The sequence below is a fragment of the Guptibacillus sedimenti genome (genome assembly GCF_028610665.1).
GTDB lineage: Bacteria > Bacillota > Bacilli > Bacillales > Guptibacillaceae > Guptibacillus > Guptibacillus sedimenti.
Map to the genome: position 1 here is coordinate 56199 of NZ_JAQQWV010000007.1, position 18803 is coordinate 75001.

Consider the following 18803-nt stretch of genomic DNA (forward strand, 5'->3'; position numbering starts at 1 on the left):
AACTCACCTCCAACGAATTAAAACTCCTCTAAAACTAGTATCAAAAACCATCTCACAATCAAAGTTTCAATATATACTACAAACAACCTTTTTGATAATATAGAAGTATCAATAATCGAAAAGGGGAGACCATTATGTTATTTGGATACGCTCGAGTCAGTACGAAGGATCAAAATCTACATATGCAATTCGATGCTTTAAAGAAATACGGGGTAGAAGAGAAGAACATCTACTCGGAGAAAATCACGGGAACGAAAAAGGACCGTCCCGCATTTACTGAAATGCTGAAGTATCTAAGAGAAGGGGACACTGTTGTTGTTTACAAACTCGATCGAATCGGTCGGAGCACGAAACACTTGGTTGACCTGATCAACAACTTTCAGGAGAAGGAAATCAACTTTGTTTCTATTAATGAGAATATCGATACAACAACTGCGATGGGGAAACTCGTTTTTACCATCTTTAGTGGACTGGCACAGTTTGAAAGAGATATTATTTCAGAACGAACAAAGTCAGGGTTGGATGCAGCGAGAGCAAGAGGTCGAAAGGGAGGAAGACCCAAAAAAGACCAATCAAAGTTGGATATGGCCTTTCGAATGTATGACAGTAAGGAATATAGTATTCAGGAGATATTGGATGCAACTGGAATTAGTAGAGCTACTTTTTATCGATATTTAAAAATTCCAAATAAACAAAAGTAAAATAATAGAAATATTTTAAAAATATTGGTAATATAGTTTTGTAGGAAAAAACTCATAGGGAGAAGGTTGTATTAAATGACTGAATTTTCTAGAGCAATTAGTAGGCAAGATACTGTTGTCACTGTAAGCGACACATCAAGAATTAAGGGGGGCAAGGTAGGAGATTTCGTAAATATGGATACCGTTATAAGTCTATCCAATCCAGAACCTAAAGAAATTACTTTGGTACTACCTACAATAACGAACAATCCTCAACATGCGTATCTTCGTACTCTTGAGGAGTTAGAAAACCGCCAAGAATTTCAGTCACCTGTTGATCCCGAACGTTTGGCTTCACTTCCTCAAGAAGAGCGAGTTCTTTTGGAGAAACGCGTAGAAGCTATAAGAAAAGAATGGAATCTTGCAAAAGAAGAGGCAGAAAAATTCCCTGTAAGTACAATTAAGCTTGACTCCGGAACGCAAGAATTAAAGTTTTTTATGCAACAAGAAATAACTCCCACAAAAAACGATGAAGGTGAAATCTTTGAATTATCGTTCGTTGCACCTCAGAGCAACTTTAATGTGACTCAAGGAAGATTTAATATGTCAGTCATAATTATTCTTCCAAAAGGTGCAACACTATATGGACAACCGGAGGCAGTTAATCCAAACGGTGCTCAACCGGTCCTTGAGTATAATGATAAAACAGCAAATATTGATAGGCAAATTCTTCAATATTCCATGCAATATGATCCTATTTTTACAATAAGATACAAATACTAAAAGTGTCTTTTAAAATAGGCAAATCCTTAATGGTTTAAGGATTGCCTATTTTTTTAAATATCATTACATTTTGAAGCCTTAGTCTCCCATCCCTAATAATTTCAATAACGGTGATCCTAGCTTTTTAACGTTATCTACACCAGTATATAATGTATTTAATCTAGTTATTATTTTAAAGAAATCAGTGAATTCTTCACTATCTTTCACTTCTAGGAGTGAATCTTTATTGATTACAATAGATCCTATTGAACGTTCAAGCGCTTCTCTAACACCCCTGAACCCAGTTAGTTCATATTCATCTAAAGAATATTTAATAGTAGATAAATTCCTATAGATTATCTTTGTTATATCTTCTGGAAGTGAGGAGTTCATTAGATTATCTTGTAGGGTGTTAATATCTGAAAGTAAGTCTTGAATATTTTCAACATTAATAGCTCTGTTTTCAACTGAATAGATGAAGGATACATTTTCTGCAAGATAGTAAAGAGCAGTTAGAGTATCTTGAGTAATGTGTCGTTGGAATAACTCACTTTTCGCTTCAAAATTAGCGACTTTTAGCAAAGTTAATACTTTCCTTAAATAGTTTTGGTTTCTTTCCGTATCAAGCTTTTCATGACTATCTAAGATGTCCTTAGCCTCATCATATAAACGAAAGAGCTCAACATGTTTAATTAAAATTAAATTTATGTCATCAGAATTAACGTCAAAAGTGTCTGCCCATAAATTTCTTAAGGATTTATTTGGATGGACCTTGGTAGATGATTTGCTTAGAATACTATGTAACCTTACAAATGGATTCTCATTAATCAATTATTCAAACCTCCTACTATTCATTACCTTTATAATAATATAGTAGTAAGTTTTATTGTAGTTTATTGGTGAAATAATAAACGATTACTTCTTGTATAATTTCATTATCTCTAAATTTCAAGATATTTACTTATTGGTTCTAAAGAATATACAATCAGCTGCCTGCAAATTTATATGTTTACGGTTTGAAACATCATCATTTTTAGGGGTTGGGGCACTAATATCTTGTTCGAAAGCTCAAGGTTAGGTTAGATTTATTAGGTCCTTGATATTCAACTTGTGTATAATCTTAGTTTTGCGAGAAAGATAGTCTATTTCTTTAGGCATCGTTAGATGTTCCTTTTGTTTTTTCCTTGCACGTCGCATAAAAGCCATTGATCTACTTTGCTAAGTTCTCAACATTGTAGTGAAGGGTCTGTAAGGGTTTCGTTATAGGATTTATTATCCATAAAATTAAGTATCTCTACTAAATCCACAGCTGATGAACTTGACACATTAAGTTCTGTTTACCTTTAAATTTTCGGAGGAAATTCAATCCAATTCTTTGGTATCGTTCACATTTCCGTGAACAAAGATGTATTTCTACTGTCCATCTGAATGCCTTGTTTTCGTTTTTATATTAAACTCATTCATTAATTCCGACGGCCAATTGCTAATGTATGTCACGGGTCTCATACTAACCTGAACTTCGCAATGAATACATTCCCATTTCCCCTGACCGATGCTTTTCACAGCAAGGATGTCGATTTCGTCAATCTTATCTTTGATACCTCTCATTGAAAAGTATGCATTTCTGTTAAACCATTCTTCCACCAATGTTTCAGCTTGTAATGCCATTAGAGCACCTCGCTTTTTTATTGTCTGGAGCTTATCAAATCTAATATCTTTCTTCGGTAATTGATTTGTACCACTACTAAGAAAAAATGAAAGCCATCCTATTGATTATATAATTTATATAAAATCTGAAAAATTACACATCGAACATAAATGAAGATAACAAACTATTAGCCTCTTATTTCCTTACATAAGAGGCTACATCGTATTCGGTGTTAATATTCAAGGCGTCATCCTCTAAATTTTGGGTTTCACGATACGACTCTCCTAATAGATTTTAACAGTCACGCTGTCTTCCATGACTTGCGTCATTTCATAGATATCGATGTAATTTCCAACAAATACATTGTCGCATAAGCAGTAACTTGTTAGTAAGTTATTTTAAATTTTGCAAGTTTGTTTTTGAGTAATTCTTTAAAATTACAAACTAAGCATTGACTCTATCAAATATAAAGTGCTATGATTTGTTTGTGATTAATATTTGTAATTCCTAAGAAATACATAAAAGAGGGCGGGATATGAAACTTGAAGATGTGGTGACTGTTAAAATAGGAAGAAACCTTTCTAGAGGAAACGAAAAAAACAACCTGAATGTAGTGGCTTATTCGTATGAAGATTTAATCAAAGATTTAGATGGATCATTTCTAGACTCAAAAGCTAATGAGTATAGTGGATATTCAAATCATGAAAACGGCTATTTGAGCCATGCTGGAGAGGTTGTTTTCAGCTTTGTAAGTTCTAGAGCTGGGATAGTGAGTGATTTTACCCAAGGGAAGATCATCAACCAAAACTTTGCGAAGCTCATTATTGAACATGATGAATTGGATAGCAGCTATTTATGTTATGCGTTGAATGAATCGTACTCAATGAAAAAACAAATGGCTATTTCGATGCAAGGAAGCACTGTACCGAAATTGACCCCGTCCATATTAAAAGAGTTGGAAATAAAATTACCTACTCTTGAGAAACAACAAACCATTGGAAGAGCGTATTTCTTTTTAAGAAAGCAGCAAGCGTTGGCTAAGAAACAAGCAAAACTTGAAGAGCAGCTGTATTTAGAAATACTGAGAAAACTAGATCACTAACCTAACAAAAAAAGTGGGGAAACAAAACATGGCAACGTTAAACCAAAAATTATTTAGTGCCGCAGACAACTTGCGAAGCAAAATGGATGCGTCAGAATACAAAAACTATTTATTAGGATTGATTTTCTACAAATATTTATCGGATAAGTTACTAGAAAAAGTGGTTGTCATAGCTGATGAATCACTTGAAGAATACAATACCCAAGAGAAACAGACTCAATTATATAAGGAATTACTTGCAGACGAAGAGATTAAAGATGATTTGATTGAAACGTTAGTAGATACACTGGGCTATGACATTGCGGTAGAACACCTATTCAATGTATTAACCGATCAAGCGAAAGAAAATACGTTTCAATTAAATGACTTGAATAAAGCATTTATGGATCTAGCAACCAAATATGACCAGTTTAATGGACTGTTTGATGATGTAGATTTGAAATCAAAGAAACTTGGTTCAGATAATCAGCAGCGAAACATTACTATTACAGAAGTTCTGAAAAAACTAAATCATATTGACTTAATGGGTCATGGCGGTGACGTTATAGGGGATGCATATGAGTTCTTAATTGGTCAATTTGCATCAGAAGCTGGGAAGAAAGCAGGAGAATTCTATACCCCTCATGAAGTGTCGGATATGATGGCACGTATTGCTGCGATCGGCCAAGAAGACAAAAAGTTGTTCAGCGTATTTGACCCTACCATGGGATCAGGTTCTTTAATGTTAAATATTCGAAATTATATCAATTACCCAGACAGCGTTAAATATCACGGACAAGAATTGAATACCACAACCTTTAACCTGGCAAAAATGAACTTGATCTTGCATGGTGTGGATAAAGAAGATATGCGTGTGCGTAATGGGGATACACTGAACAAAGACTGGCCAACAGATGAGCCTTATACCTTTGATTCTGTTCTTATGAACCCACCGTATTCTGCAAAATGGTCAGCAGATAATACTTTTTTAGATGATTCTCGATTCAATCGTTATGGAAAGTTAGCACCGAAATCAAAAGCAGACTTTGCCTTCCTTCTACATGGATTCTATCATTTGAAAGATTCTGGAACGATGGCAATCGTCTTACCGCACGGGGTACTGTTCCGTGGAGCTGCAGAGGGTGTCATTCGAAAGAAGCTAATAGAAGACGGCAGTATCGATGCGGTTATTGGAATGCCAGGAAACTTATTCTTTGGTACATCCATTCCAACAACAGTCATTATTCTGAAGAAGAATCGTGAAACGCGTAATGTCCTCTTTATCGATGCGAGTAATGAGTTTATCAAAGGAAAGAACCAAAACAAACTATCTAAAGAAAATCTGGATAAAATTGTAGAAACATATAGAAATCGAGAAAATGTGGAGAAATATGCTCACGTTGCGAGTTTTGAAGAGATTAAAGAGAATGAATTTAACTTAAATATCCCTCGCTATGTAGATACGTTTGAGGAAGAAGAAGCTGTGGATATGGCTACGATTGGTGCAACGATCAAAGACATTCGAAAAGAAAAAGCAGAACTGGAATCGAACCTATATGACATGATTTCTTCACTTCAATATGATGAAGAAAACGCAGAATGGATACAGGGTGCACTTGAGGTGTTCAAACGTGATAAATAATCAAAAACCAGAGATTAGATTTCCGGGTTTTGCTGGAGATTGGGAAGAGCGTAAGTTGAGTGAACTATGTGATGAGTTTAAAAGTGGAAAGAGTATTAAAGCGGAGAATATTTGGGACGAAGGTGAGTACCCTGTGCTTGGTGGTAATGGATTACGTGGATACACCAAAACTTATAATCACGATGGGTTATATGCACTTATTGGAAGGCAAGGTGCACTATGCGGAAACATGAATATCTTTTATGGAAAGGCTTACTTTACGGAACATGCTATTGCCGTAAAAGGTAACAAAAACAATGATACCAGGTTTTTATTTTATCTCTTAGGCAAGATGAATCTTGGCCAATACTCAGGTCAATCTGCACAGCCGGGATTGGCAGTTAATAGACTTCTAAAACTAACTCCTTTTATCCCGATTTTTGAAGAACAAGCTCAAATCAGCGTATTCTTCAAAAAAATCGATGATACCATCGTTCTTCAAGAGCAAGAACTAGCCACTCTCAAACAAACAAAACAAGGATTTTTGCAGAAGATGTTTCCAAAAGAAGGAGAGTCCGTACCGGAATTTCGTTTTCCAGGATTTACTGGAGATTGGGAACAGCAGAGGATTGGTGAACTCTTCAAAGTTACGCGTGGGCAGGTATTGTCAGCGACAAAGACAAGTGATACTAAAACAGATGAAAGTCCATATCCAGTTTATTCGTCTCAAACGAAAAATAACGGATTAATGGGATACTACAATGATTTTTTGTTCGACACGGCAATAACATGGACAACTGACGGTGCAAACGCTGGTACTGTAAATTATCGTGAAGGAAAATTTTATAGTACGAATGTAAATGGGGTTTTATTGTCTGCAGAAGGATATGCAAATAAATCAGTTGCAGAAGCTTTGAACATTGTTGCTTGGAAATATGTATCAAAAGTTGGAAATCCGAAACTCATGAATAATGTGATGAGTGACATTGTGATTTCCCTTCCGAGGTCAATTGATGAACAAAATCGTATTTCTGAGTTCTTATCTACTCTTGATAACTTAATCACTTTTCATCAGCAAGAATTAAATAACCTTAAACAAACAAAACAAGCATTTCTGCAAAAGATGTTTGTGTAATCGTATAGAAAGGAGGGAGAAACATGACTAAGATTGCCCACAATGATGAACTGGCAGTAGAACGTCGATTGATTGAAGTGCTCGGAGAAGGGCATAATCAGTGGAATTATCGTCCGGACATAAAATCAGAAGAAGACCTTTGGAAGAACTTACGCAAAATCATTACTCGAAATAACTTATCAGAAATTCGAGAACACCCCATTTCTGATAAAGAATTTGATGCGATAAAAACCGAATTACTATCGAAAACACAGACACCCTTTGACGCTGCTAGATGGCTGAAGGGTGAGAATGGAATTGCTCGAATCACGATTGAACGTGAAGATGTTTCCCTAGGTTCCATGTCATTGGTATTGTATTCTAATCAGGACATTGGTGGTGGAATTTCTACATACGAGGTTGTTCATCAGATTGCAAAACAAAAGATAAACGTGGATGGCCGAGATCGCCGATTTGATGTGACACTCTTAATCAATGGATTACCAATTGTTCAAATTGAGTTAAAACAAGTCAGTGCTAAAGATGGCGTCTTTCAAGCCTACAATCAAATCAAGAAATACGCAGAGGAAGGAACGTTTCGAAATAACATCTTTTCTACGCTGCAGCTCTTTGTTATTTCCAATGAACAGACGACGCGCTATTTTGCCAATGCGATTCCAAAAGACATGCATAAGAAATTTGTTTTTAGCTGGCGAACGACTGCTAATCGAAAAGTAGAAAACCTTTATGAATTCGTCAAACAAGTCTTAAATATCCCGGATGCGCATCGATTAATTGCCAACTATACAATTGTAAGTGAAGATCAGGACAATAAAGCGTTAATGGTATTGCATCCGTATCAAATCCATGCAATTGAAGCGTTATTTACATCAGCGATGAAACACGAGTCTGGATTCGTATGGCATGCTACAGGTTCGGGGAAAACGTTAACAAGCTTTGTTTCTACGAAGTTACTAGCTCGTAAACCGGGTGTAGATCGCACCATTATGATTATTGACCGGAAAGACTTGGACAATCAAACGACAACTGAGTTCACCAAGTTCGCCTCCGAGTTTAATACTGGTATTTCTTCCGGTACTGCCCAGTCGAATAGCTTAATTGTTGGTACGGAGAGTTCGAGAGTATTAAGTGAGAAGCTTTTATCTGAAAGCAATTCCAATACGGTGATTATTACGACTCGCCAGAAACTAGAAGCAGCTTTGCGATTTGCCCAAAACCAAGAGGAAAAGAACGGTTCACAACGTTTTAAGAAATTGATCGGACAACATATTGTATTTGTGGTCGATGAATGTCACCGGGCGTTAAGCGCAGAAGGATTGGAAGCCATCAAGGGCTTTTTTCCGAACTCAACCTGGTTTGGATTCACAGGGACTCCAATATTCAATGAGAATAAAAAACAAGCGAAGGGTCAGTTAGCTCGGACCACTCGTGACCAATATGGTGAAATCCTCCATACGTATACTATTAAAAATGCATTAGAGGATGGTTCGGTTTTAGGATTCCAAGTCGAACACGAAGATACAATTGAATCCACTTCCTTATACAATTCTATTTTTGGTCAGCTGCGTCAGAATGAAAAATATGCAGACTGCACGGATGATGATCTTAACGCAATGATTGATGAGATGGATGGGCTAGAGAAAGAAGCATATATTCCAAACGCCTCGTTTGAAGATGATGAGCATATTCAGAAGGTCATACATAAGATCTTCAGACCAGATAACGCTTACACGAAATTTGATTTTGAAAATGGTCGTCCACAAAAGTCAGCCATTTTAACAACGAGTTCCATCGATATGGCTAAGCGATACTATCATGCGATCAAAGAAATGACAAAAGATCCTGATTGGATAAAAAATGAATTTGCGGGTCATCCCATTCGTAAAGGTCGTACTATTGAAGACCCTGGTTTCCCTCGAATTGCGATCACCTATTCGTTACAGGAAAACAATGAAAGTTCCAAAGAGGCGCAAGATGAAATGAAAGAAATGATCAAAGATTACAATCACCATTATCGTACGGCCTGGTCGATTGAAGATATTGAACGATACAATGGTGATATTAATAATCGCCTTGCTCGTAAAAAAGCAGAATTCAAAGAATTTGGTAAGCACATCGATCTTGTAATTGTGGTGGATCGATTGTTGACTGGTTTTGACGCCCCTACCATCCAAACGTTATTTGTCGATCGTAACTTAAGCTATGCCAATTTGATTCAAGCCTTTTCTCGTACGAATCGAACCTACCCTGGTAAATCGAAGGGATTGATTGTCACATTCCGAAAACCTTCAATAATGGAACGAAACGTGGAGGATGCGACGAAGTTATATTCGAATGAAAATGATGAATCCAAGCTGGTTTATCCGACGTATAACGAATCAAAAAAGCGTTTTAAAAAGGCCCACAAAACATTGCAAACTTTAGCGCCAATCCCTACAGACATTGATGAACACTCATCTCTTGAAAAACGAATCGAATTTGTAAAAGCCTTTCAAGAGCTGAATAATGCTTTCGAAGCGTTAGTGACCTATGATGATTATAATGAGGAAATGGAAAAATCAAAGGCCCTACAAGAACAGGTGAAGACCCTGGAAGATTATATCGGGGTCTACAACACGGTGAAGGGTTCACTCGTGGACGAAGGTGAGGATGGCACAAACCCTGATTTTTCTGGCATTGAGTTTTATGGAGAAAATGCCATTAAAATCTATGACATAGACTCTACCTATATTGACCGTCTATTAGAAACGTATTCAGCAAATAATCAGGGAATTCGTGACGAGATTGAAAAAGCTCTTCAAAAATTGAAGAAATCAGACATTGTTAAAGAGGTGTACAACACCATTTTAAATGGCATTGATACCGAAGAAATAGATATACAAGAAGATATTTTTGCAGTGAAAAGGCGCTTCTTCACCCAAGCCTATAATAAAGCGATTGAAGACTTTACGAACACCTGGTTTGTGGAAGAAAATGAGCTGTACTCATCTGCTGTTCAATATGAGATCGGCACAGATCCGATTCCGAATATTGGTGGGATCATCAATAGCAAGCAATTTGATAAGTATAAAGCCGTACATCCAGATGCAAAACCATTAAAATACGGACCGGAAATGAAACGTCAGTGGAGAAAATTGTTAGATGACGTTATTGTTCCTTTAAAAGACGAACTGAGATAAATAGTTTTATTTAAGTTAAAGGTCCAACTGCGAAGGTAGTTGGACTTTACTTTAGCCGAAATATTGGGGTTATTCTTTCCCTTATTAATTCCGTGTATAAAATCCATTTCACCAAGAATTTATCCCGATTGAGTGGTAAATAAGTTTTTTTTGATAAGAAAAGCATAATTAAAACTATTTCTCATCCTTTCTTTTGAATTAGAAATAAATGGTATAATCATATTATTGTAGACATTGAAGGGGGATATATATGAGCCAATTAAATGATATTTTTGATAGATTATTTGCTTCTAAGATTCCAACAGAAGTAATTTATGAATCACAACAGTTTTCTGTGTTTGAGAAATTAGCAAAAAGTCATGATATTGAGCATGTACGGCCACCTATCCAGGAATTAAGAAATCTATTTGGAAAAGAAAATAGTATATTTTCCCATTCTATTGGTACCCACCCAGATTTTACAGATACATCGATACTACCAATTCATCAATATATTTGCTCCTTGTTTTTGGATATATCTGGTTCAACAAAATTAGGATTGAAATTTCCATTATCTAAGGTAAGATTATACAAAAATGCTATTCTATCTACAGCTATTGAACTATTTCAAGCATTTGATGGTCATATACATCGTTTGCAAGGAGATGCCGTGTTTGCTTATTTTGGACATAAGGATATGAAAAAAAGTAATGCAATATTAAATGCATTAAACGCCGCTTCATTAATGCAATCCTATAATAAGCATACATTGAGCAAATTATTCGAGGAAAATAATCTACCCCCTTTAAGGATTAGAATTGGGATTGATATCGGTGATGATGGCGACGTTTTGTGGTCAGAATATGGAATAGGTAATGTTACAGAAGTGACATCAACTAGTATTCATACAGATTTAGCAGCAAAATTACAAAGTCAATCACCAAGAAATAAGATCATGATCGGTGAAAACATTTATAAATATCTTGATTTATCAGATAGTTTCTTTGAGATAAAAACTCGTACTGAAAATGGTGAAAAAATAGAAGATAAATACGTCTTAGAAGATAAAAATTCATATACATATTATCAAATGAGGGTTTTTAATTGGGAAAAGTATCTTAACTCATTTTCATCGCTGCCAAATTTAAATAGTGAAACCCGAAATTATAATTCTCCGACTGACTTCGAGTTAATCTGTAGTGTAAAAAAAGAAGAAGATGAGCATTATAAAAGGTATTTTCAAAACAGTTACTCATTGGAGAAAGAAATGCAAATAAGATTTGAATTACATACTTATGTGCCAATGTCAATAGGGAATATAAAATGGAAAGTAGTTAACTATGGAACTGAAGCAGAACAGTCCGAAAAGGATCTTGAATATTTTATGGAAAAATCTGAAGGTATGCATGTTTGTGAGCAATCAACAGCATATACTGGGCTGCATTTTATGGAGTGTTATATATATAATCATAACGGTAACTTAATTGCCAAAGACAAGTTTAGTATATTTATTAACGATGAATTAAGAGACTTTAGAAGGATAGGTGTTTCGGAAAGTGGGTGAAAGAATGATAAAAGTAGATTTCGCTAAGCATCATAACTCATACTTAAATGATTATATTAAATTTGCAGATGCAAAAGCACTTGCAATTATTACAATTAATGGGTTAATTATTAGAATTCTTTTTGACTATCTTACCAACAACTTGGTTGCGACAAAATATTTCTTTACTTTAATATCATGTACATTATTGTTGATTGCTATATTTTTTGCGGTATTGGTTGTGTATCCACGAACTTCAGCAAAAAATTTAAAGGGACTAATATTTTGGGAAAATGTAAGTGCTATGGATAAGGAGGAATATTTGACAGAAGTAAAACATATTACGGAAGAAGACTTACTAGAAAAAGTAATTGAACAGAACTACTTTTTATCTAAAACTGCTACGATGAAATATAATGTGCTTAGAAGAGGTTTTTGGTTTTCGGGATTGGGATACTTTGGGTTAATAATAGCAGGAGTATTTTGGGTGTTTGGTGGTTAAAGTAAATATCTTTTAGAGCCAAATCGAGTTTCTAATTACCAATAAAAATTTTTTAGTCAAAAGCGAGGAGTAAGGCTGATTCTCCTTCTATAAGCACCAATTACTTCCTCGCTTTCTTCTGCTATAAAATTATCTACTCAATATGTATTTGGGATTTTTGTTTCAGCCAATATTCGTTCATTATTATAGAACTCTTTTATCACTCTCTCAATATATTCTTATGTTAGGGGAGAGGTGGACTTTGCTATTAGTGATTGGAGAGTTCTTAACTTCGTGTATAATATCAATTTTACGAACAATATGGTACAATATACACAAACTAATTTAGGAGTTGAATGTTTTGCCTAACCCATACAATAATGATCAACATAATGCTTTGGTCATAGATACAAATGTATTATTGTATTTATTTCAACCTAACAAGCATGCAGATGAAGTTTTTAATCGCTTTTTAAGCAACATCTTATTTTTGCAAGCTGATCTCGTAGTTACATCTCAAATAATTAAAGAATGGAATAGGCATAAAGAGCGTAATTACGAAAGATTTTTAGATGAGATAACTCATTCAATTTCTGAACATGAAAACATTGTGAGTTACATAGAAAACGAAGAAGATAAAAAAGAAATAATCTCAACACTTAATACTATTAAAAAAATGGAAATAAGAAAATATAAATATCTTTATGGAAAAAGAGCAGAAAAACTTGATCAATTCTTAAAAAATGATAGAACAATTGTACTTGATCGAACTTCTAGTTCAGATTCTCTAGTGGTTAATTTTGCGATAAATAAGTCAGCGCCATTTTTTTCAGGCGAGGTTAAAAATGGTGGTAATAAAGTCAAAAATGAAGCAGCAGATGCGGCAATCTTCTTTACTGTTTATGATTATTTCAGACAGAATAATGAATATGACAATATTTATTTTGTAACAGAAAATAAAAAAGACTTTAGTAAGGCGGATAATCCTGCTGCAATTCATGAAAATCTAAAACCTTATGCTGATGAGGTTAACATGAAGTTCTTTAACGATGTTAATCGTGCGCTGTTAGATTTTAATCCAGAGGACAAGTTTTATCATGCATTCTTCAGTGGTATCTCTACTAATTATTTAACAGATAATTATTTTGTTTCTTGTCCTGTATGTAAGAAAGATGTTCATATTAATGCGGATTCTAAAATTGATTATCGGAAGCCGGCGCAATTCCAGACTTATTTGCTAATTTGTGAATGTGGCCACACTTGGGATACTGGTGATTTTGTCGTTGATAATTAATAATAAAACTTTGCGTGAAAGTTTTATTATACGAACAGTTATTAGAAAACAAGAAAAAGGTTTGCTATGATATGGATAACTAATTAATGGGGGTGAATCTTTTGGAAAATAAGATGCTTACGGAAGTCGTGAACATATTGAATACTGCTGTTTCACCTCAGTTAATTTACCTGTTCGGATCTACAGCTAAAGGTACGTCTCATGCAAAAAGCGATCTTGATATTGCCTTCCTTTCATCAGTCACTTTAGATGAATATGAGGTATTTATGTTAGCTCAGCAAATCGCCTCTAAGATAAATCAAGATGTGGATCTTGTTGATTTGCGAAAGGCCTCCACTGTCTTCCAGGGGCAAATTGTAGCTACTGGTAAAACTATATATTCTACCGATGAACAAACACGGATGAATTACGAAATGAAGGTCTTAAAGATGTACGCTAAATTAGGGGAAGAACGAAAATTGATCATCGATGACATTGAGGAAAGTGGGACGGTATTCAATGAAGAATGACGTTATCTTAAATAAAATCAGTATCATCGAACGCTACGTCCATCGGATACGAGAAGAATACGATGATAACCCAGCTCATCTAAATAATTTCACCAAACAAGATTCTATCATCCTCAATCTTCAGAGGGCATGTGAAGCGAGCATTGACCTAGCGATGCATATTGTAGCTGAGAAGAAGCTGGGGCTACCTCAAAATAGTCGCGATGCCTTTACTTTTCTCGAAAAGGAAGAGATCATCTCCTCCCCTCTCAGTCATAAGATGAAAGCGATGGTAGGATTCCGGAACATCGCCGTTCATGATTACCAAGAAGTGAACCTCGCGATACTACAGAAAATCCTCGAGGGTCACCTCGTCGATTTTGTCGATTATACGAAAACGATCTTATCTTATTAGTTTCTTGCGATCGATATTGTAATACCTTTGCTTGAAATGCTATTTCGGACGTAGTAATCCATACTCAGGGGGATATCATATATGGCCACTTCTAGACAACAATTGAATCACCAACGCAAATATGAGGCTCTCCTCCCTTCTCTTCCCGAGTATGTTCGTGATTATATACTCGCGTTAGAAGAAAACGAACGATCAGCCTCGACGATTCTGAACTATGTGATCGATATCAAAAGCTTTTTGGGATGGCTTCAGTCTCAGGGGTTTGCTGGGGAAGGACCGATGAAAGACATCTCACACGAGGTACTGGCGACGCTTCCTCTAGATGCAGCTCGTGCCTACTTTAATCAGGTTTCGAACGAGGAGATTCAAATCTCTCGCTCTGAATCGAAAAAAAGAGAAAAAGCATCTGTTAATCGGAAGAAGTCGGCGTTACGGTCGCTTTTTAAGTATCTAACTACGCAGACGGAACAGGCTGACGGTGAACCCCTCTTTCATCGTAACGTGATGCAGAAAATCTCCGTGATCAAACCGAAAGAAACGTTGAACGAACGTAGCAGAAAATTGGCTGATTCTATCTTTCAAGAAGACGATGACGTCGCATTTTTAGATTATCTACTATACGAGCATGAACGTTCGTTAAGTGCTCGGCAGCGCCCTTACTTCTTGAGGGATAAAGAACGTGACTTTGCGATACTGTCTCTCTTTTTAGGAAGTGGGATTCGATTGAACGAACTCGCGGACATCCGATTGAGAGACCTTCATGTCCAAAACAGCAGTATTTCGGTCATACGAAAAGGAAACAAGCTGGACAGTGTCCACGTGATTCCAGAAGTGTTTGAGGATATAGAAAGCTATCTGGGCGTTCGGAGTGAGCGCTACGGTGGAACGGATGCTGAGCACGAATACTTGTTTCTTTCTAAATACAAGAAGCAAGCGACTCCCCTTTCGGTTCGTACGATTCAGGACCTGGTGAAAAAGTACACGAAATCTTATCGAAAAGAGATGTCTCCCCATAAACTTCGTCATACGTATGCGACGAACTTGATGGGTGAGAGTAAGGACTTATCACTAGTCATGGAACAGCTCGGTCACTCCTCTACTTCCACTTCTGTTTTATATGTACACTCTACCCAAGAAAAAGCTAAGCGTGCAGCCGAGGCGCTAGGTGCCAGAAGAAATAGAGCACGACCTGATAAGGATTAAGTTTGAATATGTAGAATGAAAAATAGATATCTCAACGAGTCACGGGTTCCATTCTCTCATGATTACTTCTCCATTTATGGTAATTATCTGGTTCATTCTCTGTGACATTTCTTAAGTTTGTCGCATTCCTATAACAAACTTCTAGCATAAAAAGAAGGATGGGATTTCTCTCCTTCTTACTGAGGTTCATTTCCGTTAATAGGCGAAGTGACTTCAAGACTATCCTGCTAATTTATTTTTGATTAAAGGCTCTCTATTTAGACCTTGCTGTCGATATATTTAATAATCAAAAACTCAAGAAATCTCTTACTCTCATGAGTCCGCTCAATGGTGATTTGATTGTTTTTCTTTTGGTCAGTATAAACTTTTCCATGTCCTGCTCGGTTTCTGGCGATAAGGAGTCTCTTTACCATTGTAGAAACCTTTGAGTATCTTTTCTTGCTCAAGTCCTGTTCATACCTTACCATATCAAAAGCCTTCAAATACTTTGTATTCCATGTGACTCCATCAATGCAGTTATCAATAACTGATTTAAATTCATCATTCATAAACAGTCTCATTCGAAAGTTCACATCCATTATTGCTTCAATGCCCCTGTATGCAGTTGTCAAAGAAGAACAAATCTTTTCATTGTGAAGCAGATTTAGATAGCTATACTCGTCCGTTTCGTACCAATGCAAGTCAACACGTCCATGACTAGCAATGTATGACCCCACAAGGTTAGTATAAAACACCTCTTGAGCTTGATAGAAGCAAGCTAAGGCAGTCCTCAATCTTTTATCGCTCGAAATCAGAGTGATGAGGTTCTCTTGCTCTTTGAAAAAATCATTTCCCAAAACGATACCGCTTGTTAGTCTGTCTTTATCTAACTCATTACCAAAATGATGTAAATCAAATATTTTTGCATGCATATCTTCTCCATTGCCTCTGAGCCTTAAAACGGTCAGGTCTTCACCAAAATAATGTGTAATCAGCCCTAACATAAACTTTATAGATTCAAATACTTTAACTGCAGTCTTGAAGTTTTCAGCTTCAATTACTAAAGACCCATAATTCCCAGTAATCACCCTGTTAAGGAGCTTCCATGATTTTGTTTCAATAAGTAGACCGACATTCTTTTCTTCTTTTTCATATGGATGGACAGAGTAACCAAAGTCACTCTTCTTACCTTTCCCTACGAGTATTCCAACAATAACATACTGCTCATTAGCCACTAATTTTCCACCTTCCAAGAAGTCTATGAGTCAGGGAAAATTCAATTAAATCTTCCTTTAACTCCCAACAGAATAAGCATTTACTTTAAGCCCGTCAATACTTTTTTTAGATAGGACAAGGGTTAAGATTAAATCTAACGTGTTCTATTGTGAGATGTTCACACACTACTGACTAACAATTTTCATCATAGGTATCAAAGGACCTCTATACGTCTAATGTTTACGAGTACTGGAAGACACTTTTGGTACTGTTTGTAAGTTTAGAAAAGCCCCTGAAATCAATTCAGGGGCTGAAACAGTTATTTATTATATAACATGATTGTTGATTTTCCAGATGAAATTGTATGATTCTAAGCGATCGGACTATGAGGTATACAATTCACCTCACGTAGTAGGGATGGCTATATCCGATTTCTTGTTCTTCATCCTTTTTAAATCATGCATAATCGAGTTGTTCTTCTCTCCGAAGTAATCATGCAGAACCAAATAGTGTTTATAGAGCTCATTATAGATCTGAACGTTTTCCTGAATCGGAGTATAGGTCTCTTCCTTTACCTTTGCCATCTTTTCTGAAGCATCGAAAATGGTATCGTACCCACCACGGTCTTGACCTGCTGCAACAGCAGCATACATTGCAGCACCGAGTGCCGTTGCTTGTTCTGAACCAGCGATTTTTATCTCACAGTTGGTGATATCGGCATAAATCTGCATCAATAATTTGTTTTTCTGGGGGAGACCACCACATGCGAATATTTCTTTTACTTCGATATCAGACTCTGTAAAGTTTTCGATGACCCTTCTAGTGCCAAATGCAGTTGACTCAAGCAATGCCCTATAAATTTCTTCAGGTTTTGTAGATAATGAAAGGCCTACTATGAGCCCGGTCAAATTTGCATCTACTAAAACAGAGCGATTTCCGTTCCACCAATCAAGGGCTACTAGTCCCGTTTGACCTGGCTTATACTGTGCTGCCTTATCCTCTAAGAGGCGATGAACGTTCATGTCCTTCTCTACAGATTGTTCAGTGATATACGCAGGTAATGCATTTTCAATAAACCATGCGAAAGAATCTCCGACAGCGACTTGACCCGTTTCATAACTATAGTAACCGGGAACAATTCCGTCTTCCACGATACCACAAACACCTTCGATAGGCTCTTCTTCCTCAGATAAAAGCATATGGCAAGTAGAGGTTCCTAGCGCCATGACCATTTGTCCAGGACTCACAGCACCTACAGAAGGAACACTCGCATGAGCATCTATGATTCCAATCGATACAGCTGTCCCTGGTGATAAACCAATCTTAATCGCCATTTCCTCTGTTAATTCTCCAGCTTTTTTACCGATGGAACGGACAGGACCTGACATTTTAGTATCTAAGATTTTCTCAAGCCTAGGGTCCACCGCCTTAAAGAATTCTACATTCGGATAACCTTCTTTTTTATTCCAAAACGCTTTATAACCTGAAGTATTACTACTACGAACGAGGTTATTCGTTAAACGATAGGTAACCCAATCACAAGCCTCCATAAATAGGTTCGTTTCATTGAATAGTGCTGGATCTTCTCTTAAGATTTGTAGAATTTTAGGAAACATCCATTCTGACGAGATCTTTCCTCCATACCGTTGAAGAAAAGGCTCTCCCCGTTCTTTCGCTAGTTGAGTAATATCATCGGCTTCTTTCTGCGCAGCATGATGTTTCCATAATTTCACCCAGCTATGCGGGTTGTCATCCCACTTTGAATTGAAGCATAAAGGTTCTCCGTTATCATCTAAAGGCATGATAGTCGATGAAGTAAAATCGATACCAATCCCAATAACATCTTCTGGAGAGATTCCTGACAAACGTATTACTTCTGGAACAGATCGGTATAGAACTTCTAAATAGTCTTTTGGGTGCTGTAATGCCCAATCATTTTCTAGCAACTTACCATTTGGTAATGCCTCATCTATTACTCCATGTGCATAGGAGGTAACATGAGTGGCAACTTCTTGCCCATCTGTTACATCGACGAGTAGTACTCTACCTGATTCGGTTCCATAGTCCACACCGATCGTATACTTTCGATTCAAAGAATAA

General features: G+C 36.4%; 16 protein-coding genes. 12 read left to right on the top strand and 4 right to left on the bottom strand.

Annotated elements, in window-relative coordinates:
* Positions 1-134: 134 nt before the first annotated feature.
* On the top strand, positions 135-701 hold the full coding sequence (locus tag PQ578_RS19710) for a recombinase family protein (protein ID WP_273836274.1): 567 nt from the start codon (positions 135-137) through the stop codon (positions 699-701).
* Between the two features lie 75 nt (positions 702-776).
* Entirely contained in the window at positions 777-1463 is a 687-nt protein-coding gene (locus PQ578_RS19715; RefSeq protein ID WP_273836276.1) for a hypothetical protein, read from the top strand.
* Positions 1464-1541: 78 nt separating this feature from the next.
* Here PQ578_RS19715 and PQ578_RS19720 read toward each other — a convergent pair whose 3' ends face one another.
* Positions 1542-2273, bottom strand: a complete 732-nt coding sequence (locus PQ578_RS19720) for a hypothetical protein (protein WP_273836279.1) — start codon at positions 2271-2273, stop codon at positions 1542-1544.
* Between the two features lie 582 nt (positions 2274-2855).
* A complete protein-coding gene (locus PQ578_RS19725) occupies positions 2856-3110 on the bottom strand; it encodes a hypothetical protein (protein WP_273836280.1) in 255 nt (84 codons plus the stop codon).
* A gap of 515 nt (positions 3111-3625) precedes the next feature.
* Here PQ578_RS19725 and PQ578_RS19730 point away from each other — a divergent pair.
* The 10 genes from PQ578_RS19730 to xerS all read left to right on the top strand — a co-directional run bounded on the left by PQ578_RS19730 (position 3626) and on the right by xerS (position 15509).
* Positions 3626-4192, top strand: coding sequence for a restriction endonuclease subunit S (locus tag PQ578_RS19730; RefSeq protein WP_273836282.1), 567 nt, complete (start codon positions 3626-3628; stop codon positions 4190-4192).
* 28 nt (positions 4193-4220) lie between these two features.
* A complete protein-coding gene (locus tag PQ578_RS19735; RefSeq protein WP_273836284.1) occupies positions 4221-5813 on the top strand; it encodes a type I restriction-modification system subunit M in 1593 nt (530 codons plus the stop codon).
* Positions 5803-6927: a restriction endonuclease subunit S gene (locus PQ578_RS19740; RefSeq protein ID WP_273836285.1), complete on the top strand. Its 1125-nt coding sequence runs from the start codon at positions 5803-5805 to the stop codon at positions 6925-6927. The genes PQ578_RS19735 and PQ578_RS19740 overlap by 11 nt, the downstream gene beginning before the upstream one ends.
* A 23-nt stretch (positions 6928-6950) precedes the next feature.
* Positions 6951-10106: a type I restriction endonuclease subunit R gene (locus tag PQ578_RS19745; RefSeq protein WP_273836287.1), complete on the top strand. Its 3156-nt coding sequence runs from the start codon at positions 6951-6953 to the stop codon at positions 10104-10106.
* A gap of 250 nt (positions 10107-10356) precedes the next feature.
* Positions 10357-11649 (top strand): nucleotide-binding domain-containing protein, encoded by a 1293-nt coding sequence (locus PQ578_RS19750; RefSeq protein WP_273836289.1) that lies wholly within the window; start codon positions 10357-10359, stop codon positions 11647-11649.
* Positions 11642-12130 (top strand): Pycsar system effector family protein, encoded by a 489-nt coding sequence (locus PQ578_RS19755; protein WP_273836291.1) that lies wholly within the window; start codon positions 11642-11644, stop codon positions 12128-12130. The genes PQ578_RS19750 and PQ578_RS19755 overlap by 8 nt, the downstream gene beginning before the upstream one ends.
* A 340-nt stretch (positions 12131-12470) precedes the next feature.
* Complete coding sequence (locus PQ578_RS19760; protein WP_273836293.1) at positions 12471-13403, top strand: PIN domain-containing protein; 933 nt, start codon at positions 12471-12473, stop codon at positions 13401-13403.
* 92 nt (positions 13404-13495) lie between these two features.
* On the top strand, positions 13496-13912 hold the full coding sequence (gene mntA, locus PQ578_RS19765) for a type VII toxin-antitoxin system MntA family adenylyltransferase antitoxin (RefSeq protein WP_420541601.1): 417 nt from the start codon (positions 13496-13498) through the stop codon (positions 13910-13912).
* Positions 13902-14306, top strand: a complete 405-nt coding sequence (gene hepT / locus PQ578_RS19770; protein WP_273836296.1) for a type VII toxin-antitoxin system HepT family RNase toxin — start codon at positions 13902-13904, stop codon at positions 14304-14306. Before mntA ends, hepT begins: the two co-directional genes overlap by 11 nt.
* 81 nt (positions 14307-14387) lie before the next feature.
* Complete coding sequence (xerS, locus tag PQ578_RS19775; RefSeq protein ID WP_273836297.1) at positions 14388-15509, top strand: tyrosine recombinase XerS; 1122 nt, start codon at positions 14388-14390, stop codon at positions 15507-15509.
* A 257-nt stretch (positions 15510-15766) separates the two neighbouring features.
* Here xerS and PQ578_RS19780 read toward each other — a convergent pair whose 3' ends face one another.
* Positions 15767-16723 carry a hypothetical protein gene (locus PQ578_RS19780; RefSeq protein WP_273836299.1) on the bottom strand — a complete coding sequence of 319 codons (957 nt, stop codon included), beginning with the start codon at positions 16721-16723 and terminating at the stop codon, positions 15767-15769.
* Positions 16724-17107: 384 nt separating this feature from the next.
* Positions 17108-18796: a ribulokinase gene (locus PQ578_RS19785; RefSeq protein WP_273836300.1), complete on the bottom strand. Its 1689-nt coding sequence runs from the start codon at positions 18794-18796 to the stop codon at positions 17108-17110.
* Positions 18797-18803: the final 7 nt, after the last annotated feature.

Coding starts and splice junctions, on each gene's coding strand:
- PQ578_RS19710 (WP_273836274.1), top strand. CDS start 135: ATGTTATTTGGATACGCTCGAGTCAGTACGAAGGATCAAAATCTACAT.
- PQ578_RS19715 (WP_273836276.1), top strand. CDS start 777: ATGACTGAATTTTCTAGAGCAATTAGTAGGCAAGATACTGTTGTCACT.
- PQ578_RS19725 (WP_273836280.1), bottom strand. CDS start 3,110: ATGGCATTACAAGCTGAAACATTGGTGGAAGAATGGTTTAACAGAAAT.
- PQ578_RS19730 (WP_273836282.1), top strand. CDS start 3,626: ATGAAACTTGAAGATGTGGTGACTGTTAAAATAGGAAGAAACCTTTCT.
- PQ578_RS19735 (WP_273836284.1), top strand. CDS start 4,221: ATGGCAACGTTAAACCAAAAATTATTTAGTGCCGCAGACAACTTGCGA.
- PQ578_RS19745 (WP_273836287.1), top strand. CDS start 6,951: ATGACTAAGATTGCCCACAATGATGAACTGGCAGTAGAACGTCGATTG.
- PQ578_RS19750 (WP_273836289.1), top strand. CDS start 10,357: ATGAGCCAATTAAATGATATTTTTGATAGATTATTTGCTTCTAAGATT.
- hepT (WP_273836296.1), top strand. CDS start 13,902: ATGAAGAATGACGTTATCTTAAATAAAATCAGTATCATCGAACGCTAC.
- xerS (WP_273836297.1), top strand. CDS start 14,388: ATGGCCACTTCTAGACAACAATTGAATCACCAACGCAAATATGAGGCT.